The organism is Stenotrophomonas sp. 01N47 (assembly GCF_056399165.1).
On the sequence record NZ_JBFTQU010000003.1, the window covers coordinates 279,058 to 300,799 of the forward strand.

Here is a 21,742-nt window from a genome sequence, read left to right on the forward strand (position 1 = left end):
GCACTACCTCACTTCTTTTCCGGCTCGTTGACGATCGCTTCCAGATCCTTCTGCAGATCGGCGAACAGCGGCTGCATGCGCGTCTGGATCGCCACCATCACGTTCTGCATCAGCGCCGGGGTCTTGTCGAGCAGGCTCTGGCCGGCCGGGCTCTCGTAGAACTCGGCCATGGCCAGCACGTCTTCCTTGCTGAAGGTCTTCTTGTACAGGTCCACGTACATCGGCCGCAGCTGCTGCCACGACAGTGCCTGGCGCAGGGTCTGGCTGGTACGGGCCTGGATGCGCTGCAGCTGTTCCTGCTGCTGGGCGTTGAGCTTGCGCTGTGCGGCGACCTGCTGGAACTGCTGCTGCTGCATCGCTTCGATCTGCGGCAGCATGGTGTCGATCATGCTCTGCGCACGCGAGGCCGACAGCAGGCGGTTGATGTCGCCATCGGTGGGGGCTGCGGCCAGCACCGGCGCGCTTGCTGCGGCCAGCACCAGCAGCAGGGTCGCGCGGCGCAACAGGGAGGGAACGAAGCGGATCATGCGGAGCGTCCTGCAGTACACGGGATGGCAAGCATACCCCCGGCAAAGGCGAAGGCGGCGTGTTCGGTGCCTGATCGGCGGCATACGGGGCGTGATGGCAGCCACGGCAACGCGGCTGCCGCTACAATGCGCGGATGGGCAGTGGACCGGTCATCATCAGCGCGCAGCTTGAAATCCCCGACGGCGAGATCGTCGAGCGTTTCGTGCGTGCCAGTGGTGCCGGCGGCCAGAACGTCAACAAGGTCTCCACCGCGGTGGAACTGCGTTTCGACGTGGCCGGTTCGCCCTCGTTGCCCGAGCCGCTGCGCGAGCGCCTGTTGGCGCGGCGCGACCGGCGCATGACCGGCGAAGGCGTGCTGGTCATCGACGCGCAACGTTTCCGCACCCAGGATCGCAATCGCGAGGATGCGCGCGAGCGGCTGGCGGCCTTCATCCAGGCCGGGCTGAGCGTGCCCAAACCACGCAAGGCCACCAAGCCGACCTTCGGGTCGAAACTGCGTCGTCTGGACGCCAAACGCGGGCGCGCGCAGATCAAGCGCGGGCGCTCATCACGTGACTGGGAGTGATTGCTTGAACAACCCGACGCCGTTGCTGCCGGCCATTCCGCCGAACATGCCGCAGGTCAAGCCCAACCGTTTCCTGCGCTGGCTGGCGCGCTGCACGCTGCGCATGGGCGGCTGGAAAGTGACCGGTACGCTGCCGAACGTCCCCAGGCTGGTCTTCATCATCGCTCCGCATTCGTCCAACTGGGACGGGCTGTGGGGCATGGCCGCCAAGATCGCACTGGGCATGAAAGTGAAGGTGCTGGGCAAGGCCTCGCTGTTCTGGTGGCCACTGGGCCCGCTGCTGCACAAGCTGGGCGTGATCCCGCTGGATCGCAGCTCGCCGCAGGGCACTGTCGGCCAGGCCGTGGACCTGCTGCGCAACAACGAGAAGATGTGGTTCGCCATCACCCCCGAGGGCACCCGCAAGGCCGTGAAGGACTGGAAGGCCGGCTTCCTGAAGATTGCGCGGATGGCCGACGTGCCGATTCTGGCCGCGTATTTCCACTACCCGGAAAAGACCATCGGCATCGGCCCGCTGTTCACGCCGACCGGCGATGATGCCGCAGACATGGCGACCATCCGCGAGTTCTACCGGCCCTGGATCGGCAAGACCCGCGGCACGGTCTGAGCCGGCCGCCGCCGGCAGCGTAGACGCCACGTCCGGCACATGCCGGGCGCCCGTGACAGGAGTAGGGTGGACGGCTGCCATCCCGTACCGTCTGCCCAAGGAGCGTTTTACATGTCGCGTACCGTAGTCCTGGCCGCCGCCATCAGCCTGGCGCTGGCGGCCTGTTCCGGCAAGGAGTCCACCCCCGTGTCCGAAGCCCAGAATGCACCGGCCCAGCAGCCGGCCGAAGCCTCCACCAATCCGCTGCTGACCGCCAGCAGCCTGCCGTTCCAGGCACCGCCGTTCGACAAGATCAAGGACAGCGATTACCTGCCGGCCTTCGAAGAAGGCATGCGCCAGCATCTGGCCGACGTGCGCAAGATCGCCGACAGCGCCGAGCCGGCCACCTTCGACAACACCATCGTGGCGATGGAGCGCAGCGGCGAGACCCTGACCCGCGTGTCGCGCATCTTCTTCGGCCTGGTCCAGGCCGACACCAACGATGCCCGCCAGAAGATCCAGGAAGAAGTGGCGCCGAAGCTGGCCGCGCACCAGGACGAGATCAACCTCGATCCGAAGCTGTTCGCGCGCGTGAAGTCGCTGTACGACCAGCGCGAGACGCTGGGCCTGGATCCGGTGCAGAAGCGCCTGGTCGAGCATTACTACGACGGCCTGGTGCGCGCCGGCGCGCAGCTGTCCGACGCCGACAAGGCGAGCCTGCGCAAGCTCAACGTGGAAGAAACCACGCTGTCCACCCAGTTCCACACCCGCCTGGTGGCTGCAACCGCCGCTGCTGCGGTCGTGGTGGACGACAAGGCCAAGCTGGCTGGCCTGGACGAGGGCGCGGTCAACAATGCCGCCGCCGCCGCCAAGGACCGCAAGCTGGATGGCAAGTTCCTGCTGCCGCTGCAGAACACCACCCAGCAGCCGGTGCTCGGTTCGCTGACCGACCGCGACCAGCGCGCCGCCGTGCTGAAGGCTTCGGAAACCCGTGCCGAGCGTGGCGATGCCAACGACACCCGGCAGACCGTGCAGCGCCTGGCCCAGCTGCGTGCGCAGAAGGCCAAGCTGCTCGGCTTCGACACCTTCGCCGACTACCAGCTGGGCGACCAGATGGCCAAGACCCCGGCGGCCGCACTGAAGCTGCTGACCGACACCGTGCCTGCCGCCACCGCCAAGGCGCGTGCCGAAGCCGGTGAGATCCAGAAGGTGATCGACGCCCAGAAGGGTGGTTTCCAGGTGGCCGCCTCGGATTGGGATTTCTACGCCGAGCAGGTGCGCAAGGCCAAGTACGATCTGGACGAGTCGCAGATCAAGCCGTACTTCGAGCTGGACAACGTGCTGCAGAACGGCGTCTTCTACGCCGCCACCCAGCTGTACGGCATCACCTTCAAGCCGCGCACCGACATTCCGACCTACAACCCGGACATGAAGGTGTACGAAGTGTTCGACAAGGACGGCACCTCGCTGGCCCTGTTCTACACCGACTACTTCAAGCGTGACAGCAAGTCCGGTGGCGCCTGGATGGACGTGTTCGTCGAACAGGACGGCCTGACCGGTGCCAAGCCGGTGGTCTACAACGTCTGCAACTTCACCAAGCCGGCCGCTGGCCAGCCTGCGCTGATCAGCTTCGACGACGTCACCACGATGTTCCATGAGTTCGGCCATGCACTGCACGGCATGTTCTCGAACGTGAAGTACCCGTCGATCGCCGGCACCGCCACCTCGCGCGATTTCGTCGAGTTCCCGTCGCAGTTCAACGAGCACTGGGCGCTGGACCCGAAGGTGTTCGCCAACTACGCCAAGCACTACAAGACCGGCGAAGCGATGCCGCAGGAACTGGTCGACAAGATCCTCAAGGCGCGCAGCTTCAACCAGGGCTATGCGACCACCGAGTACCTGTCGGCGGCACTGCTCGACCTGGCCTGGCACACGCAGAAGGCCGATGCCCCGCTGCAGGATGTCGGCGCCTTCGAAGCCAGCGCGCTGAAGAAGTTCAAGGTCGACCTGCCGCAGGTGCCGCCGCGTTACCGCACCACCTACTTCGACCACATCTGGGGTGGCGGTTACTCGGCCGGCTACTACGCCTACTTCTGGGCGGAAGTGCTGGACCATGACGCCTACCAGTGGTTCACCGAACACGGTGGCCTGACCGCCGCCAACGGCCAGGAATTCCGCGACAAGATCCTCTCGCGCGGCAACAGCGTGGAGCTGTCGACCCTGTACCGCGATTTCCGCGGCAAGGACCCGTCGGTGGAGCCGCTGCTGAAGTTCCGCGGCCTGAAGTAAGCGCGGCCTGAAGTACGAAAGAAAAAACGGCGGGGGCAACCCCGCCGTTTTTCGTTGTGCTGCTCATCCACGCATGGCGTGGATCCATGTGTCGACCAAGGTCGACACCCACCAAGAGCAGGCCATCACGTCCCTACATGCACCCGGTTCGCCTGCTCGGCCAACCCCAGGTGATCCAGCGCGATATCCAGCGCCAGTACATAGCTTTGCGCGCCGTACCCGGCGGCGATGCCGAGGCGCTGGCCCACGCCAGCCGGCAGGCACGGCTCGGCCACCGCGCCATCGTCATGCACCTCCACGTACGCGTTGTGCAGGTACGGCAGCAGCCGCTGCAGGCGCAGGCTGTCGGCACATGCGCCCGGATCCAGCAGCGTCACCTCGCCACGGCTGTGATCGGCCACGCGCAGCGCGTCCAGCAGTTCCTGCTCCGAACCGCAGGCGCGGATCGCCACGCTGGTGCCCGCATCGATCGCGCGGTGCACCAGTGATTTCAGTACCGGCGCCGGCAGCGGCGCGGCGGTGCGGATCAACGCGCCAGCCGCTTCCGGGCCACGGATGATGAAGATCGACATGGCTCAGCCCTCCCGTGCCAGGCGACGGCTGACGATGGCCAATGACAGCGGATAACCCGCCTGCTGGCTGCGCTGGTCGACCACCACGGCGGCCGGGCCGTGCTGCAGGCGCAGGCGCGCCTCCAGACCGGGCTGGTGCGGCGACTGCAGTTCGATGTACTCCGCCGGCAGACCGTCCAGCGCTGCCTGCAGCGCACCACCCTCGGCACACCATTGCGCCTCGTCGGCGACGCCGACATCAAGCAGCACCCAGTCCGCGGTGCGCGCCTGCGGCTGGCACAGGCACTGGCGCACATCGGCCAGGCTGGCGCAGTCGGTGCACAGCACCGGATGGCCGGACAACTCGGCCGGCAGCAGCGGACGCGGCACCGACGGCGACGCATGCCGGATCACCAGGAGGGTCATACAACACCTTGCGCAAAGCGCCCTGCGGCGCGGTAGGCACACGATGCGCGTGGGGGCCGTAAAGGTGCGATGCCCGGTGCCCGGCCCGGGCGTAAAACCTTCATAACGTCCGGCCGGAATGCACCCGGTGGATGCCGACCGTTGATCGGCACGGGCATGGAGACCGGCATGATGCCCGGGAACCTCACGCCTTCCCTTGCGGTCTGACGCCCACCCACCACCCGGAGCCTGACATGGATGCTGTAGCCCGTCCGCCGTTCCCAGAGCGCGCGCTCACCTGGCTGAAGAAGGAGGCACTGCCGCTGCTGGTGATGCTGGGCCTGCTCGCTGCCGCCCGCGACACCCTCGCCAATCACTACGTCGTGCCCAGCGGTTCGATGCAGCCGACGCTGCAACCGGGTGACCGGGTGGTGGTGGACATGCGCGCCTACGGCCTGCGCCTGCCGTTCACCAGCCAGGAACTGCTGGCTACCGGCACGCCGCAGCGTGGTGAGGTGGCCGTGTTCGATTCACCGGCCGACGGCACCCGCCTGATCAAGCGCGTGGCCGCAGTAGCCGGCGACCACGTGCAGCTGCGCGATGGCCACCTGAGCATCAACGGCCAGCCGCTGCAGATCGCTGACCTGGCCGACACCGAAGCTTTCGGAGAGCGCCGCGCCAGCCTCGATCTGGACAGCGGCGGTGGCCCGGACATCGCGGACCTGCAGGTGCCCACCGGCAAGGTGCTGGTGCTGGGCGACCATCGTGGCAACAGCTTCGACGGTCGCTTCTTCGGCTTCGTCGATGCGGACAAGATCTATGGCCGCGCGGTGGCGGTGTACTACCGCCGCGGCGACGGCTTGGAGTGGCAGCGGTTGTAAGCTTATCGATATGCCAGAAGTATCAATCATGACCTATCAGGTTATGGATCGACTGGATGGACGGGCCTAGTCTGGGGCCCGTCCCCTCCAATCCGGCCGCCCCCACGGCCCACCGCTCCCATGACTGGCGATACTCCGGCGGCCCTCGCCGACCGTCCCCGTACTGACGACGCTCCCGTCGACACCCGCATCCAGCAGGGAACGCCGGCCTTCCGCCGCACCGCGCTGGCGCTGTTTTTGGCTGGCTTTTCGACCTTCGGGCTGCTGTACACGGTGCAGCCACTGCTGCCCGAGTTCAGTCGCCACTTCGGTGTGTCTGCTGCCGGCAGCGCGATGTCGCTGTCGCTGACCACCGGCACCCTGGCCGTGGCCGTGCTGCTGGCGGGCATGCTGTCCGATGCGGTCGGCCGGCGCCCGCTGATGATCGTTGCGTTGCTGGCGTCGGCCACGCTGTCGCTGTGCACCGCACTGGTCGACGACTGGGCCACGCTGCTGGTGCTGCGCACCCTGCTGGGGCTGGCGTTGAGCGGTGTGCCAGCGGTGGCGATGACCTACCTGGTGGAAGAGATGGACAGCCGCGCGCTGGGCCTGGCGATGGGCCTGTACATCGGCGGCAACGCCATCGGTGGCATGAGCGGGCGCCTGCTGGCCGGCATCATCGCCGACCACTGGGGCTGGCGCTGGGGCATCGGCGTGGTCTCGATCATCGCCATGGCCAGCACCGTGCTGCTGTGGCTGCAGCTGCCGCCGTCGCGCCACTTCCAGGCCAGTCGCAGTGGCCTGCGCCAGCTGCCCGCGCGCTGGCGCACGCTGTTCGCCGATCCCGGCCTGCCGTGGCTGTTCGCCACCTCGTTCGTGCTGATGGGTGTGTTCGTCACCCTCTACAACTACCTCGGTTACCACCTGCTGGCGCCGCCGTACCACCTCAGCCAGACCGTGGTCGGGTTGATCTTCAGCGTGTATCTGGTCGGCACCTTCAGTTCGGCGTGGATGGGCCAGCAGGCCACGCGCCATGGGCGCGGTCGCATCCTGTCGATCTCCTTCGGCCTGATCGCCGCCGGCATCGTGCTGCTGGCGATGCCGTGGCTGCCGGCGATGGCGGTCGGCATCGCGCTGGTGACCTTCGGTTTCTTCGGTGGCCATTCGGTGGCCAGCAGCTGGGTCGGCAGTCGTGCTGGTTCGATGCGTGCGGAAGCGTCGGCGCTGTACCTGTTTGCCTACTACCTGGGCTCGAGCGTGCTGGGCGGCGTGGGTGGTCTGGCCTATGCCGCGTGGGACTGGCTGGGCGTGTGCGCATTCGCCGCGCTGTTGACCCTGATCGGCGGTGGCATCGTGTGGGCGCTGCAGCAGCGCGCGCCGCAGCCGGTGACCGCCTGACTTCCTGCAAAGGGTAGTGCCGGCCGCTGGCCGGCAACCTCGTGACCTGCGCAAGCATCGTGCAGTTGCCGGCCAGCGGCCGGCACTACCGGGCACCGGTCGGGTCAGCTTTCCGCAAACGCCTCGCGCAGCAGCCCGGCGAAATTGCGGATCAACGGCGTCACCCCCTCGCGGCGCCACGCCAACTGCACTTCCGAATGCGCGCCGGCATCGGCCAGCGGCACGAAGCGCGCACCTTCCACCCGGATGTGGTCGCACGACGAAGGCAGGATCGCCGCACCCAGTCCCGCAGCGGCCAAGCTGATCAGCGTCGAAGCCTCACCGGCCTCCTGCACGATGCGCGGCGTGAAGCCCGCCGCCGCACACAGCGCGATCATGTGGTCATGGATGCCTGCTCCGGCGCTGCGGCGGAACGCCACGAAGGGTTCCTGCGCCAGATCACGCAACGCCAGCGTGCCGCCTTTCGACAGGCGACGCAGGGCAGGGTGGTCGGCATGCACGATCAACGCCAGCGGATCGACGAACAGGCTGTGCGCCACCAGCTCGGCCGGCAGCGTGCGCTTGCGGATGATGCCCACATCCAGGCTGCCATCGAGCAGCGCGTCGATCTGCTGCAGGGTGTTCATCTCGCTCAACTGCAGCCGCACCTGCGGATACTGCTGGCGGTACTGCAGGATCGAACGCGGAATCTGCGGTGACAACGGCGTGGCCCGGGTCAGGCCGATACGCAGCTCACCCTGCTCGCCACGCTGCGCGCGCTGCACTTCATCCACCGCCGATTCCACCTGCTGCACGATGCTGCGCGCACGTTCCTGCAACAGTTCCCCCGCAGCCGTCAGCTGCACACGCCGGTGGCTGCGCACGAACAGGCGCGCACCGATCAGTTCCTCCAGCTGCCGGATCTGCTGGCTGAGCGGCGGCTGCGACATCCCCAACCGCTCGGCGGCCTGGCCGAAGTGCAGGGTATCGGCAACGGCGAGGAAGTAACGCAGATGGCGGAGTTCGATGGACATGCATGCAGTCTATCCAGCCCGACCCCACGAGTCCCCATCCACGCATGGCGTGGATCTACCGAAGTTTTCGATCCCTACCAAGCAGGGGTCAGAGCCCGTTGCGCAGCAACGGGATCCGACCCCGACAGATCGCAGGAATCTGTCAGAGGCGGGGTGGTGTGGGTAGGCAGGACCGTTGGCGCCATGGATGGCGCCATCGAGCCCCCAGGGAAGGGTTTACGGCGTGTCCTGCCCACCCACACCACCCCGCCATCCACGGAATGCAGGCCGTTGCCGTTGCCGTTGCAGTTGACGTTGCTTCGGCAGGTGCAGGGCGCAGCCCTGCCGACACCCCTTACCGCTCCGAATGCCCGCTCTGGTCGTAATCGCGCGGACTGAACAGCTCCGGCTGGATCAACTCGACGAACGCCCGCGCCTGCGCCGACAGCGCCTTGCCGCGCCGCACGATCACCCCATAACTCCGCTCCGGGAACCAGCGCTTCATCGACCGTGCGGCCAACCGTTCGCGGTCAGCATCGTTCAGGCACAGCGCCGGCACGATGGAAATGCCCATGCCCATCGCCACGTACTGCTTGATCACTTCCCAGCCGCCCACCTCCAGCGCAACGGTGTAGGCGATGCGGTGACGCTGGAACACCTGGTCCACCAGCCGGTAGGTGATCTGCCGTTTTGGCGGCAGCACCAGCGGGTAACGGGCGATGTCGGCCAGTTCCAGCTCGCCACCGCTGGCCAGTGGATGGTCATGCGGGGCGATCAGGACCTGTTCGAAACGGTAGGCCGGCGCATAGCTGAGGTCGGCCGGCACATCGGTCATCGAGCCGATCGCCAGGTCGGCGGCATCCTCGCGCAGCAGGTCGGTGCCGTCGGCGCTGATGGCGTTGTGCAGGGTCAGGCGTACGTCAGGGTAATGCTGGCGGAAGCGTTCGACGATCTTCGGCAGCAGGTACAGGATGGTCGAACTGTTGGCGGCGATGTTCAGCTCGCCCGCGTCCAGCCCGCGCACCTTGTCGCGGAAGCGCGCTTCCAAGCCGTCCAGGCTCTCCACGAGCGGCTGTGCCATTTCATACAACAGCTGGCCCTCGCGACTGGGGACCAGCCGCCGGCCGCTGCGCTCGAACAGGGGGACTCCCAGCTCGCGCTCCAGCGCCTGCAACTGCAGGCTGATGGCCGGTTGGCTGACGAAAAGTGCCTCAGCCGCCCGTGAGACCGAGCCCAGGCGCACCGTCTGGCAGAACGCGCGCAGCGGCTTCAGCCGATCGGATTTGTAGGAAAAACGAGGACTTGGCGAGGTGCGTGTGGTCATGGCGTCACAAGTATTAGCACAAGTTATGTAAAGCATTGCAAAAACTGTTTTGTCAAATATAGGGCTCCAGCCGCACGGTGGAGTCGTTCCCCCACGCTGGAGTTCTGCCATGTCCGCCGTCGCTTCCGCTGTTCCCTCCACCGCCGCCAAGGCCACGCCGGGCATCGCCCTGGCGACCCAGGTGGCGGGCCAGGCCACCGTGCTGCCGGCGCCGTTGCTGGCCCTGCTGGTGTCCCTGCACCGGGCAGTGGAACCCGGTCGGCAGGCGCGGCTGCAGGCCCGTCGCGAGCGCCAGGCGTTCTTCGACCAGGGCGGCCTGCCGGACTTCCGCCAGGACACCACCGCGATCCGCAGCGGTGACTGGACGGTGGCGCCGCTGCCGGCCGCGCTGCAGGACCGTCGCGTCGAGATCACCGGCCCGACCGACCCGAAGATGGTCATCAACGCGCTGAACTCCGGCGCCAAGGTGTTCATGGCCGACTTCGAGGATTCGACCTCGCCGACCTGGCGCAACCTGCTGGCCGGTCAGCAGTCGCTGGCCGCTGCGGTGCGCGGCGACCTGCAGTACACCGCACCCAATGGCAAGCATTACGCACTGCGCCCCTACGATGAGCAGGCGGTGCTGATCGTGCGTCCGCGCGGCTGGCACCTGGACGAAAAGCATGTGCGCGTGGATGGCCAGTTCCTCGCCGGCGGCCTGTTCGACGCGGCGGTGTTTGCCTTCCACAATGCGCGCGCGCTGCAGTCCAGGGACCGCGGCCCGTATTTCTACCTGCCGAAGCTGCAGAGCATGGAAGAGGCGGCGCTGTGGGAAACCGCGCTGTCGCACATCGAGGGCATGCTCGGCCTGCCGCACGGGCAGATCAAGGTGACCGTGCTGATAGAAACGCTGCCGGCAGTGTTCGAGATGGATGAGATCCTGCACGCCCTGCGCGATCGCATCGTCGGCCTCAACTGCGGGCGCTGGGATTACATCTTCTCGTACCTGAAGACCTTCCGCCGCCACGCTGACCGCGTGCTGCCCGAGCGTGGCCAGGTGACCATGACCCAGCCGTTCCTGAAGGCGTATTCGGAACTGCTGATCCAGACCTGCCATCGCCGCGGTGCACACGCGATGGGCGGCATGGCCGCGCAGATTCCGATCAACAACGATGCCGCCGCCAACGAGCAGGCGATGGCGCGGGTGCGTGCCGACAAGCTGCGCGAAGTGACTGCTGGCCACGACGGCACGTGGGTCGCCCATCCGGCGCTGATTCCGGTGGCGATGGCAATCTTCGACGAGCACATGCCCACGCCCAACCAGCACCACGTGCTGCGCCAGGATGTGCGCGTGGGTCGCGATGAACTGATCGCGCGGCCGCCGGGCACGATCACCCGCGCTGGCTTCGAAGGCAATGTCGAAGTCTGCGTGCGCTACCTGGCCGCATGGCTGGATGGCAACGGCTGCGTGCCGATCCACCACCTGATGGAGGACGCGGCCACCGCCGAAATCAGCCGCAGCCAGCTGTGGCAGTGGCTGCATACCCCGGGCCAGCAGCTGGACGACGGCACTGCCATCGATCTGGCGCTGCTCGATACCACCCTGGCGCAGCTGCCCGCGCGCCTCGGCGACACCTCGGCGCTGCCCGGTGGCGGCCGCATCGAAGAAGCCATCACCCTGCTGGCCGAGTTGAGCCGCAGCAACGAACTGACCGACTTCCTGACCCTGCCGGCGTACGCGCGCATCGACTGACCGCTGCATGCCGGTTTTCCCGCCGCTTCCTTCCCCGCTGCATCCGCACGAACCGAACTGGAGATAGACATGAGCACGCTGCCCACTGCCGAACAGATCCAGCACGACTGGGACACCAATCCGCGCTGGGAAGGCATCCAGCGCAACTACAGCGCCGCCGACGTGGTGCGCCTGCGTGGCACCGTCCATATCGAGCATTCGCTGGCCCGGCTGGGCGCGGAAAAGCTGTGGAAGTCGCTGCATGAGCGTGACTTCGTCAACGCGCTCGGCGCGCTGACCGGCAACCAGGCCATGCAGCAGGTGAAGGCCGGGCTGAAGGCGATCTACCTGTCCGGCTGGCAGGTGGCGGCCGATGCCAACCTGGCCGGGCAGATGTACCCGGACCAGTCGCTGTATCCGGCCGATTCGGTGCCGGCAGTGGTCAAGCGCATCAACAACACGCTGCTGCGTGCCGACCAGCTGCACCATGCCGAAGGCAAGGATGACATCGACTTCCTGCAGCCGATCGTGGCCGATGCCGAAGCCGGCTTCGGCGGCGTGCTCAACGCCTTCGAACTGATGAAGGCGATGATCGAAGCCGGTGCGGCCGGTGTGCACTTCGAAGACCAGCTGGCCTCGGTGAAGAAGTGCGGCCACATGGGCGGCAAGGTGCTGGTGCCGACCCGTGAGGCGATCGAAAAGCTCAACGCCGCGCGCCTGGCCGCCGACGTGCTGGGTGTGCCGACCCTGCTGGTGGCGCGTACCGATGCCGAAGCCGCCGATCTGCTGACCAGCGACATCGATGCGAACGACACCCCGTTCGCCACCGGTGAGCGCACCGTGGAAGGCTTCTACAAGACCCGCAATGGCCTGGACCAGGCCATCAGCCGTGGCCTGGCATACGCGCCCTATGCCGACCTGGTGTGGTGCGAGACCGGCAAGCCGGACCTGGAATTCGCGCGGAAATTCGCCGAGGCGATCCACGCCAAGTTCCCGGGCAAGCTGCTGGCCTACAACTGCTCGCCCAGCTTCAACTGGAAGAAGAACCTGGACGACGCCACCATCGCCAAGTTCCAGAAGGAGCTGGGCAGCTATGGCTACAAGTTCCAGTTCATCACCCTGGCCGGCTTCCATGCACTGAACTACGGCATGTTCAACCTGGCCCACGGCTATGCGCGTCGGCAGATGAGCGCCTTCGTGGAGTTGCAGGAGGCCGAGTTCGAAGCGGCCGAGCGCGGCTTCACCGCGGTCAAGCACCAGCGCGAGGTCGGTACCGGCTACTTCGATGCGGTGACCCAGGCGATCCAGCAGGGGCAGTCCTCGACCACCGCGCTGACCGGCTCGACCGAGGAAGAGCAGTTCCACGGCGAGCGCAGCGAACGCGCCGCGTGATCCGGTAGGGCCGGCCGCTGGCCGGCAACCACACGATGCTCCGGGCGCTGCGTGGCAGCCGGCCAGCGGCCGGCTCTACCAGGGCCGCGGATCCGATCAGGGTGGCCAGGGAAGGGCCAGACGACGCCGGCAGATCGGGGGATCTGCCGGCGTCGTTGTATCTGTGGCCGCTGCGACAATTGGCGTCGCGGCGTCGCCAAGATATTGATATGGCTTGCTTTCCTTCTGCCGCCAACACGCGTGAATGGGGCATTTCCCTGCGGTTGAAGCGGAGCGCTACATCTTCACAAAAATGAGAAGCGGCGCACAGTTTGATTCACTGATATGCTCCGCGGCTCACCAGGGGACGCTGGGTGCAGGGAATGACCGGCAGGGGTGCGGCCGAGAACATCGACATGACAACCGGTATCGCCAAGGTGGCGATGGCCGAGATCGTGCATGCGCTGCTCTCCGAAGAAGAGGTTGCCCTGTTCGCCCGGTTTGCCCAGCCCTGCAGGCTGCAGGCGGGCCAGTGGCTGTTCCAGCGCGGCCATCGCGGCGAGTGCATGTATATCATCCTCGAAGGCCTGATCGAGCTGGATTTCGGCGAGGACCTGGTGCTCAAGACGCTCGGGCGGCATGAGTTCTTCGGTGAGCTCGGCCTGTTGATGGGCGACCATCCCCGCAGCGCCAGCGCGCGGGTGATGGCCGATTGCCACGTGCTGGAACTGGGGCCGGCGGATTTCCACCGCCTGGTCGAGTCCGACCCGGGCCTGGTGGCCTACTTCCTGCGGCGCACGATCCTGCGCGTTCTGACCAACGAGCAGGCTCTGATCAGCCAGCTGCGGCGGCGCAACCATGACCTGGAAGCCGCGTTGGACAACCTGTACATCACCACCCACCAGCTGACCCACACGCGTGAGCTGGTGCGCACCGACGAACTGACCGGCCTGCACAACCGCCGCGGCCTGGCCCTGTACCTGCAGGAATGCCGCACGCAGGAAGAAGGATTGCCGCAGGCGCTGTTGCTGATCGACTGCGACCGGTTCAAGCAGATCAACGACCGCCATGGCCACCAGGCCGGTGACCGGGTGCTGCAGAGCATGGGCAACATCCTGCGCTCGATGGCCGGTGAACATGATTTGGCCTGCCGCTTGGGCGGAGATGAGTTCTGCCTGATCCTGCGCCGGGGCAGTACCGAGATCGTGCAGCACGCTGCCGAGTTCATCCTCAGCGCGGTGCACGGCCTGCTGGAGCGCAGCCATGGCACCCCGCACGTCAGCCTGGCCAGCATCGGGGCCAGCCTGCTGGCCCCTGACGCGGACTGGAGCGAGTGGTACGCTCGCGCCGATCGTGCGCTGTACCAAGCCAAGCGCGCAGGCGGCAACTGCCTGCGGTGGACCGATGGTCCGGATGGACAATGAGCGGAGATCCAGGCGATGAATGGCGACAACGGAACGTCGACCCCGCATAACGCCCAACTGCGGGCGCTGCTTTTTACCGACCTGTGCGATTCGCTGCAGCTGGTGGAGCGTATCGGCGATGTCGCCGCCGCCGAATTCTTCCAGCAGCATGACCGCCTGGTCCTGGGGCTGCAGCAGCACTGGAACGGCCAGCTGATCGATCGGTCCGATGGATTGTTCGTTCTGTTTGAGCGCCCCATCGATGGCATTGGTTTTGCCATTTCCTATCAGAACGCCGTCGACGCGATGGGCCACGAGCGCGGCATCGTGCTGCGCGCGCGCGCCGGCCTGCACGTGGGTGACGTGCTGTTGTGGGACAACAGTGCCGAGGCCGTCGCCCACGGCGCAAAACCGGTGGAAGTCGAGGGTCTGGCCAAGCCCATGGCCGCGCGTTTGATGCAGCTGGCGTGGCCTGGACAGGTGCTGCTGTCCTCAGCGGCCGAACAGATGGCGCGGCGGGCCGGCAGCGAGTTGCCTTGGACGGCGGACGAACTGCGTTGGAAGGATCATGGCCTTTGGCGCTTCAAGGGCATCGGCGAACGCCAGCAGGTGTTCGAAGTCGGCATCCGGGGCCGCGCGCCGCTGCGCCGGCCGCGCTCGGGTGACAAGGCCTGGCGGGATCTGCCGCTGTGGCGTCGCCCCGCTGCGCTGCTGACAGAGGCGACGCTGGCGGTGACGCTGGCCGTGGTGATGTGGGCGCTGTTGCGGCCAGCGCCGGCGATCGCGTTCGCCGAGCGCGACTGGGTGATCCTGGCGGCGGTCAGCAACAGCACGGCCTACCCGCAGCTGGATTCCAGCCTGGAACAGGCGCTCTACATCAGCCTGGGGCAGTCGCGCTTCGTCAATATTCTCAGCGAACTGAAGGTGCGTGACACCCTGCAGTTGATGCAGCGCCCGGCCAATGCACGGCTGGACCGTGCACTGGCGATCGAGGTCGCGTTGCGCGATGGCGCGCGCGCGGTGCTGATGCCCAACGTGCTCGAACTCAACGGCAAGGTGCGGGTGGGTGTGGAGGTCGTGGACCCACGTAGTGGGCAGACGGTGTACACGCATTTCGCCGATGGCAATGGCCTGGATTCGATCCTGGCTTCCACCGATACCGTGGTGAAGGCACTGCGCAGCGACCTGGGTGAGGCGCTGCACGATGTCAGCCGCGAGCAGAAACCACTGCCAACGGTGGCCACCGCCAATCTTGATGCGCTGCATGCCTATGCCAAGGGCAGCGATGCGTTGGCGCAGGAGCGTTTCGACGAAGCGTTGCTGTTCTTCCAGCAGGCCACTCGCCTGGATCCCCAGTTCACCTTTGCCTACATCGGGCAGATGCGGCTGCAGTACGCCATGGGCAACGTGTCGGCGGCTGGCGAACTGTACCGCCAGGCGGTGTCGGGGCGCACGCGCTTGAGCGCGCGCGACCAGCTGTACCTGGACGCCTGGGGTGCGGATTTCAGTGGTGCACCCCCGCAGCGCAGTGCGGAAAAGTGGCGGATGCTGACCCAGCTGTATCCGGACGATCCGGCCGGCTGGATGAATCACGCGATGGCCCTGTTTGCCTATGGCGACTATGACGGCGCGCTGGCCGACATGATGCCGCTGCTGGAACGCCATCAGACGCATCGCGCGCTGGTCCTGTCCTTCGTTGGCCGCACCCAGCTTGCGCGTGGCGAGGTCAAGGCCGCCGTCGCTGCGTTCAAGGAAGCAGGCGCGTTGCCGAACTGGCACGGCGACATGCTGGAGGCGGTCGCGCTGCTGCTGGATGGGGAGGTACAGAAGGCGCACGAACGCAGTGAAGCCATCACGTCGCGCGGGCTCGGCGCACGCATGGAGTACAGCGGGCTCCTCGCCCTGCAGGGGCGGGCCAATGATGCGGCCGCTGAGATGACGCAGGCCGTGAAGCAGTGTGCCGATGTGCCGGAGCTGTGCGACATCCTGGCCCTGCAGTCGCTGGCATGGACTGCACAGGCCGACGGCAGCGGGTCCCGGCTGCAGTACGCACGATTGCTGGACCGCACCCTGGCGGCAGTCGATGAGGGTGTCGGCGCCGCACCGCGCCATCGCGCTTTCATTGCGCTGTCGGTGGCCTACCACTTGCAGCGCGCCGGCCTGGACGCCGAGCTGCGCTCCCGCCGGCCTGCACTGCAGGCGCTGGTTGAACGCAGTACTGACCCGCGGCTGCAGGAACTATGGCTGCTGCTTCGCGCGCGTGGTGAGCTGGATGCCGGCAATGCAGAGGCCGCTTCGGCACTGTTGAAGCCGCTGGCCAACGGCACGCTGTACCAGTGGCATGTACTGCAGCTGGATATCGATCGCGCGCTCGGCCGCGATCTGGCCGTGCAGCGCCGGGAGCGCTGGTTGCGCCAGCGCACGGGCATGGCCTTCGCCGAAGACGCCGGTGCCCTGGTTCTGCTGCCATTGAATGTGGCCGACGCGCGCCGGCTGGCCGATGCGGCCAGCCCGCAGCAGGCAGGAGCACCCTGAGGGGGCGTCAGTCCTGCAGTCCCTTCAGGCCGCTTTCGAACATGAAGGGCACCTTGAACGGTCCCGTGGCGGCCAAGCGCTCGCTCAGCAGCGCCGCCGCCTGGGCAAATTCCTCCTTGCCGCCCAGCGAGTCCAGCGGCGTGTTGCAGGCGGCCACGCTGTCGGCGTCTGCGCCCAGCGTAATCAGGGCCTTCGCCGGGTCGGCGGCAAACGCGCTGCGGAAGGCATCGTCGCTGGCCAGGTGCTTGAGCAGGGTCTGGACCACTTCAGGGGAAAGAGGAGAACGGGACATGGTTCACTACCGGCAGGGAGGGGAAAAAAACAGTATCGGCTGGGCGCAGCGGGAATTGATGGTGCGTATCAGCCACCACGCTATCATCGCCGGCCACCCACGCTTCCGGATGCGCATCGAATGAACTTCCGTCGCTGCAGGACGATGATCGTCGAACCGCTGGAGCGGGCGCGTTTCGACCTGGATGCGCTGCTTGCCGGCGGCAGTGGCGTTGGCTTCGAACAATCCTTGCAGGTACGCGCCGCGCATCTGCCGGAGCCACGCACGGTCGATGCGGTCAGCTGCCTGTGGCTGCTCCAGTGCAGCGCGGAGCAGTGGCAGCCACTACCGGCAGAGCCGCAGGCACGGCAACGCGTGCTGTCGCTGCTGGAGCAGGGCCTGCTGGTCAGCGATGATCCGGTGCATGCCGAGGCAGCAGCGGTCGAACAGCAGGTACGTGACAGCCAATGGTGGCCGCTATCGGCGCTGCACTACCAGCACTCGCGATGGGATGGCGTGGACAGTGTCGGCGACATGGAGCGCAGCCAGCTTATGACCGCGCAGGACCTGGTGCGCAGCTTCGGCCCGCCGCCCGCCGAAGCGCCGGCCCGGCTGCCCGGTGCACGGCCCTTGCCACGCTGTGACGAGGACCCGATGCAGGCGCAGCTGCAGGCGCGTGCGACCTGCCGCAACTTCGACGGTGCGCGCTCCGTGCCGTTGCCGATGCTGGCCCGGCTGCTGCAGCAGGTGCTGATGGCGCAGGCGCAGGTGGAAACCGAACCCGGTGTGCGCTTCCTCAAGAAGAACATTCCATCGGCCGGCAGCCTGCATCCATTGGAAGCGTATGTAGTGGCGCGCAATGTGGAAGGACTGCCGCCGGGCCTCTATCACTACCATGCCACCGCACACGAACTGGGCCCGATAGCGGTGCCGCCCGGCGACCTGGACAGCTTCTGCCAACGCCTGCTGGCCGGTCAGCACTGGTTCGCCAACGCCCCGGTGCAGCTGATCCTGGTGTGCCGCTTCGAGCGCATGTTCTGGAAGTACCGTGGCCACGCCAAAGCCTATCGCGCGATTACCCTGGATGCCGGCCACGTATCGCAAGCGCTCTACAGCGCGGCAACCGTGCAGGGGCTGGGCGCATTCGTCACCGCAGCGATCAACGAGGTCGAGGCCGAGCGGGCGCTGGGCCTGCAGCCGATGGCCGAGGGCGTACTGGCGGTCTGTGGCGTGGGCTGGCGTGCAGCCGAGCGTGTGACGGCCGAACTGGACCCGCTTGGCCAGGTGTGGCCGGTCACGCGTTGATCGACAACGCGTGACCGGACGGCATCACGCCGCTTCGAAATCGACCAGCACCGCACCGTCGCCCACCTGGTCACCCGCCTTGGCGCGATAACCCTTCACCGTACCGTCGGCCGGTGCCTGCAGGGTGTGTTCCATCTTCATCGCTTCCAGCACCACCAGCGGCGTGCCGCGCTTCACCTGCGTGCCTGCCGCCACCAGCGTTGCCACGATCCTGCCGGGCATGGGTGCCAGCAGGCTGCCGGCGTCGGCGCTGGCCTGTTCCGATTCGCCCACCGGGTCGTGCAGGGTGAAGCGGTGCTGGCCATCGCTGCCGAACAGATACAGCTGGTCGCCGTCGCGCTGCAGCTGCAACCGCCAGCGACGGTCGTCCAGTTGCACCAACAGGGTGTGGCCATCGGCATGGCCGACGACCTGTTTCGGCGCGGCGTCATCGCACTGCACGCGCCAGCCATCGGCCGTGGCCCACACCTTCAGCGTGTGCGCCCGCTCTCCCTGCTGCAGTGGCACCACACGCGCGGCAGGGGCGCCCAACCGCCAACCATCCTGTGCCTGCCACGGCGAATGCGGGTCGCGCACATCGGCGGCAGCGGCCGGTGTGCTTGCCACCGCGGCGATCGCTGCCAGTTCCCACAGCGCCTGCTCACCGTCACCGGTGACCGCCAGTGCGGCCTGCTCGCGCTCGATCAGCGCGGTATCCAGCTTGGCGTTGGCGAACGAGTCGGTCTGCACCAGGCGCCGCAGGAAACCGGCATTGGTGGTTACGCCCACCACCTGGCAGTCGGCCAGGGCCTGGCTCATGCGCCGCAGCGCGGCGTCGCGGTCCACGTCCCAGACGATCAGCTTGGCGATCATCGGGTCGTAGTACGGGGTGATGCTGTCGCCTTCTTCCACACCAGTGTCCACCCGCACGTTGGCCGACGGGGTCGGCAGGCGCAGGCGGCGCAGGGTGCCGGTGGAGGGCAGGAAGCCGCGGTCGGCATCTTCGGCATACAGGCGTGCTTCGAGAGCGTGGCCGTGGATGGCCAGTTCGTCCTGGCGCTTGGGCAGCGGCTGGCCAGCGGCCACGCGCAGCTGCCATTCCACCAGGTCGGTGCCGGTGATGAACTCGGTGACCGGGTGTTCGACCTGCAGCCGGGTGTTCATTTCCATGAAGTAGAAATCGCCGTCCGGGCCGGCGATGAACTCCACCGTGCCGGCACCGACGTAGCCCACAGCGCGCGCGGCATCGACGGCGGCCTTGCCCATCGCGGCGCGGCGGTCGGCGCTCATGCCCGGGGCCGGCGCTTCTTCCAGCACCTTCTGGTGGCGTCGCTGCACCGAGCAGTCGCGCTCGAACAGATACACCGCCTCGCCCTGGCCACCGCCGAATACCTGGATTTCGATATGGCGCGGGCGCTCGACATACTTCTCGACCAGCACGTGGTCGTTGCCGAACGCCGAGGCCGCCTCGCGCTGGCAGCTGGCCAGCGCATCGACGAAGTCCTCGCTGCGCTCGACCTTGCGCATGCCCTTGCCGCCGCCGCCGGCGCTGGCCTTGATCAGCACCGGATAGCCGATGCCGTCGGCCTGGGTGCGCAGGAACGCCGGCGCCTGCTGGTCGCCGTGGTAGCCCGGCGTCAGCGGCACGCCGGCCTTGGCCATCAAGGCCTTGGCCGCGCTCTTGTCGCCCATCGCGCGGATCGCACTGGCCGGCGGACCGATGAAGGTGATCCCCGCCGCGACGCAGGCGTCGGCGAAGTCGGCGTTCTCGGAGAGGAAGCCGTAGCCGGGATGGATGGCCTGCGCGCCGGTGCGGCGTGCGGCATCGAGGATGGCATCACTGCGCAGGTAGCTCTCGCGCGCGGCCGCCGGGCCGATGTGGATGGCTTCGTCGGCCAGCCGCACGTGGCGCGCATTGCGGTCGGCATCGGAATACACCGCCACGGTGGCGATGCCGAGGCGGCGGCAGGTGGCGATGACGCGGCAGGCGATCTCGCCGCGGTTGGCGATCAGGACTTTGCTGAACATGGCAACAGACTCGGTCATGGCACAGGTCACATGCGGAACACGCCGAAGCGCGTCTGCTGCGGGGGAGCGTTGAGGCTGGCCGACAGGGCCAGGGCCAGTACCCGGCGGGTATCGACCGGATCGATCACGCCGTCGTCCCACAGGCGCGCACTGGCGTAGTACGGGTGGCCCTGCTGCTCGAACTGGTCGCGGATCGGTGCCTTGAACGCCTCCTCTTCCTCGCCCGGCCACTGCCCACCCTTGGCTTCGATGCCATCGCGCTTGACCGTGGCCAGCACGCTGGCGGCCTGTTCGCCGCCCATCACGCCGATGCGTGCGTTCGGCCACATCCACAGGAAGTTGGGCGAGTACGCGCGGCCGCACATGCCGTAGTTGCCGGCACCGAACGAGCCGCCGATCACCACGGTGAACTTGGGCACCTTGGCGCAGGCCACGGCCATCACCAGCTTGGCGCCGTCCTTGGCGATGCCACCCTGTTCGTACTTGCGGCCGACCATGAAGCCGGTGATGTTCTGCAGGAACACCAGCGGAATGTTGCGCTGGGTGCACAGCTCGATGAAGTGCGCGCCCTTCAGCGCGGACTCGGAGAACAGGATGCCGTTGTTGGCGATGATGCCGATCGGATAGCCGTGCAGATGGGCGAAGCCGGTGACCAGCGTGGCGCCATAGCGCGGCTTGAACTCATCAAAGCGCGAGCCGTCGACCAGTCGCGCGATCACTTCGCGCACGTCGTAGGGCTTGCGCGTATCGGCCGGGATCACCCCGTACAGTTCGTGCGCCGGCAGCAGCGGTTCTTCCACCGGCTGCAGTGCCATCGCGGCTTCGGGCTTGCGCCAGTTGAGCTGGGCGATGATCGCGCGCACCCGTGCCAACGCCTGCAGGTCGTTGTCGGCCATGTGGTCGGCCACGCCGGAAATGCGCGTGTGCACGTCGGCACCGCCCAGTTCTTCGGCCGTCACCACTTCACCGGTGGCCGCCTTCACCAGCGGCGGGCCGCCGAGGAAGATGGTGCCCTGCTCGCGCACGATCACCGTCTCGTCGCTCATCGCCGGCACGTAGGCACCACCGGCGGTGCAGCTGCCCATCACGCAGGCGATCTGCGGGATGCCCTGCGCGGAGAGATTGGCCTGGTTGTAGAAGATGCGGCCGAAATGGTCGCGGTCGGGGAACACCTCGTCCTGCAGCGGCAGGAAAGCACCACCGGAATCGACCAGGTAGATGCACGGCAGGTGGTTCTGCTCGGCGATCTCCTGCGCGCGCAGGTGTTTCTTCACTGTCACCGGGTAATAGGTGCCGCCCTTGACCGTGGCATCGTTGGCCACGATCACGCACTCCACGCCGCTCACCCGGCCAATGCCTGCGACCACGCCGGCGGCGGGCACGGCATCGTCATACATGCCGTGTGCGGCCAGCGGTGCGATCTCCAGGAACGCGCTGCCCGGGTCGAGCAGCGCATCGATGCGGTCACGCACCAGCAGCTTGCCGCGTGCGGTGTGCTTGGCGCGCGCCGCCTCGCTGCCGCCCAGGGCGGTGCGGGCGAGGGTGGCGTGCAGGTCGTCGACCATGGCCTGCATCGCCGCGCGGTTGCTTTCAAACGTTTCGCTGCCCGGTTGCAGCTGGCTGCCTAGGATGCTCATGGGG

General features: G+C 67.1%; 19 protein-coding genes. 11 read left to right on the top strand and 8 right to left on the bottom strand.

The window, feature by feature from the left end; translation table 11 throughout:
- Window positions 1–8: 8 nt before the first annotated feature.
- Window positions 9–527, bottom strand: coding sequence for a DUF2059 domain-containing protein (locus AC1DKR_RS07455; RefSeq protein ID WP_032978115.1), 519 nt, complete (start codon window positions 525–527; stop codon window positions 9–11).
- Window positions 528–661: 134 nt separating this feature from the next.
- On the opposite strand from AC1DKR_RS07455, the gene arfB reads away from it, so the two are divergent.
- The 3 genes from arfB to dcp all read left to right on the top strand — a co-directional run bounded on the left by arfB (window position 662) and on the right by dcp (window position 3,968).
- Window positions 662–1,093 carry an alternative ribosome rescue aminoacyl-tRNA hydrolase ArfB gene (gene arfB, locus AC1DKR_RS07460; protein WP_025875829.1) on the top strand — a complete coding sequence of 144 codons (432 nt, stop codon included), beginning with the start codon at window positions 662–664 and terminating at the stop codon, window positions 1,091–1,093.
- A gap of 4 nt (window positions 1,094–1,097) precedes the next feature.
- Complete coding sequence (locus tag AC1DKR_RS07465; RefSeq protein WP_025875827.1) at window positions 1,098–1,700, top strand: lysophospholipid acyltransferase family protein; 603 nt, start codon at window positions 1,098–1,100, stop codon at window positions 1,698–1,700.
- Between the two features lie 111 nt (window positions 1,701–1,811).
- Window positions 1,812–3,968, top strand: coding sequence for a peptidyl-dipeptidase Dcp (dcp, locus tag AC1DKR_RS07470; RefSeq protein ID WP_025875824.1), 2,157 nt, complete (start codon window positions 1,812–1,814; stop codon window positions 3,966–3,968).
- A 125-nt stretch (window positions 3,969–4,093) separates the two neighbouring features.
- On the opposite strand, the gene AC1DKR_RS07475 is transcribed toward dcp, so the two are convergent.
- Both AC1DKR_RS07475 and AC1DKR_RS07480 read right to left on the bottom strand, forming a co-directional pair.
- Window positions 4,094–4,540: a hypothetical protein gene (locus AC1DKR_RS07475; protein WP_025875822.1), complete on the bottom strand. Its 447-nt coding sequence runs from the start codon at window positions 4,538–4,540 to the stop codon at window positions 4,094–4,096.
- A 3-nt stretch (window positions 4,541–4,543) separates the two neighbouring features.
- Window positions 4,544–4,945, bottom strand: a complete 402-nt coding sequence (locus AC1DKR_RS07480) for a hypothetical protein (RefSeq protein ID WP_032978120.1) — start codon at window positions 4,943–4,945, stop codon at window positions 4,544–4,546.
- A 233-nt stretch (window positions 4,946–5,178) separates the two neighbouring features.
- Between AC1DKR_RS07480 and lepB the strand changes: the two genes are divergently transcribed.
- On the top strand, window positions 5,179–5,805 hold the full coding sequence (gene lepB / locus AC1DKR_RS07485) for a signal peptidase I (protein WP_478032058.1): 627 nt from the start codon (window positions 5,179–5,181) through the stop codon (window positions 5,803–5,805).
- Window positions 5,806–5,925: 120 nt separating this feature from the next.
- On the top strand, window positions 5,926–7,182 hold the full coding sequence (locus AC1DKR_RS07490) for an MFS transporter (RefSeq protein WP_478032060.1): 1,257 nt from the start codon (window positions 5,926–5,928) through the stop codon (window positions 7,180–7,182).
- A 104-nt stretch (window positions 7,183–7,286) separates the two neighbouring features.
- On the opposite strand, the gene AC1DKR_RS07495 is transcribed toward AC1DKR_RS07490, so the two are convergent.
- Together AC1DKR_RS07495 and AC1DKR_RS07500 are read right to left on the bottom strand one after the other, a co-directional pair.
- Window positions 7,287–8,195 (bottom strand): LysR family transcriptional regulator, encoded by a 909-nt coding sequence (locus tag AC1DKR_RS07495; RefSeq protein WP_033832746.1) that lies wholly within the window; start codon window positions 8,193–8,195, stop codon window positions 7,287–7,289.
- Between the two features lie 334 nt (window positions 8,196–8,529).
- Complete coding sequence (locus AC1DKR_RS07500; protein ID WP_363734279.1) at window positions 8,530–9,498, bottom strand: LysR family transcriptional regulator; 969 nt, start codon at window positions 9,496–9,498, stop codon at window positions 8,530–8,532.
- Between the two features lie 109 nt (window positions 9,499–9,607).
- On the opposite strand from AC1DKR_RS07500, the gene aceB reads away from it, so the two are divergent.
- From aceB to AC1DKR_RS07520, 4 genes are all read left to right on the top strand, one after another.
- The gene (gene aceB, locus AC1DKR_RS07505) at window positions 9,608–11,230 is read left to right on the top strand and encodes a malate synthase A (RefSeq protein ID WP_363734280.1); all 1,623 of its coding nucleotides are present in this window, start codon (window positions 9,608–9,610) and stop codon (window positions 11,228–11,230) included.
- 69 nt (window positions 11,231–11,299) lie between these two features.
- Entirely contained in the window at window positions 11,300–12,601 is a 1,302-nt protein-coding gene (gene aceA, locus AC1DKR_RS07510) for an isocitrate lyase (RefSeq protein WP_180164504.1), read from the top strand.
- A 362-nt stretch (window positions 12,602–12,963) separates the two neighbouring features.
- Window positions 12,964–14,004, top strand: coding sequence for a GGDEF domain-containing protein (locus AC1DKR_RS07515; protein ID WP_478032064.1), 1,041 nt, complete (start codon window positions 12,964–12,966; stop codon window positions 14,002–14,004).
- A 15-nt stretch (window positions 14,005–14,019) separates the two neighbouring features.
- Window positions 14,020–16,518 (top strand): putative peptide modification system cyclase, encoded by a 2,499-nt coding sequence (locus tag AC1DKR_RS07520; protein WP_442243994.1) that lies wholly within the window; start codon window positions 14,020–14,022, stop codon window positions 16,516–16,518.
- Window positions 16,519–16,525: 7 nt separating this feature from the next.
- Here the strand turns inward: AC1DKR_RS07520 and AC1DKR_RS07525 are convergent, their stop codons facing one another.
- On the bottom strand, window positions 16,526–16,810 hold the full coding sequence (locus AC1DKR_RS07525; protein WP_080277674.1) for an NHLP-related RiPP peptide: 285 nt from the start codon (window positions 16,808–16,810) through the stop codon (window positions 16,526–16,528).
- On the opposite strand from AC1DKR_RS07525, the gene AC1DKR_RS07530 reads away from it, so the two are divergent.
- Both AC1DKR_RS07530 and AC1DKR_RS07535 read left to right on the top strand, forming a co-directional pair.
- On the top strand, window positions 16,809–16,934 hold the full coding sequence (locus AC1DKR_RS07530) for a hypothetical protein (protein ID WP_258223209.1): 126 nt from the start codon (window positions 16,809–16,811) through the stop codon (window positions 16,932–16,934). The two genes, AC1DKR_RS07525 and AC1DKR_RS07530, sit on opposite strands and share 2 nt — an antisense overlap.
- Window positions 16,931–18,094: a putative peptide maturation dehydrogenase gene (locus tag AC1DKR_RS07535; protein ID WP_478032067.1), complete on the top strand. Its 1,164-nt coding sequence runs from the start codon at window positions 16,931–16,933 to the stop codon at window positions 18,092–18,094. The genes AC1DKR_RS07530 and AC1DKR_RS07535 overlap by 4 nt, the downstream gene beginning before the upstream one ends.
- A gap of 24 nt (window positions 18,095–18,118) precedes the next feature.
- On the opposite strand, the gene AC1DKR_RS07540 is transcribed toward AC1DKR_RS07535, so the two are convergent.
- Together AC1DKR_RS07540 and AC1DKR_RS07545 are read right to left on the bottom strand one after the other, a co-directional pair.
- Complete coding sequence (locus AC1DKR_RS07540) at window positions 18,119–20,101, bottom strand: acetyl/propionyl/methylcrotonyl-CoA carboxylase subunit alpha (RefSeq protein ID WP_478032069.1); 1,983 nt, start codon at window positions 20,099–20,101, stop codon at window positions 18,119–18,121.
- Window positions 20,102–20,127: 26 nt separating this feature from the next.
- Window positions 20,128–21,738, bottom strand: a complete 1,611-nt coding sequence (locus AC1DKR_RS07545) for a carboxyl transferase domain-containing protein (RefSeq protein ID WP_478032072.1) — start codon at window positions 21,736–21,738, stop codon at window positions 20,128–20,130.
- Window positions 21,739–21,742: the final 4 nt, after the last annotated feature.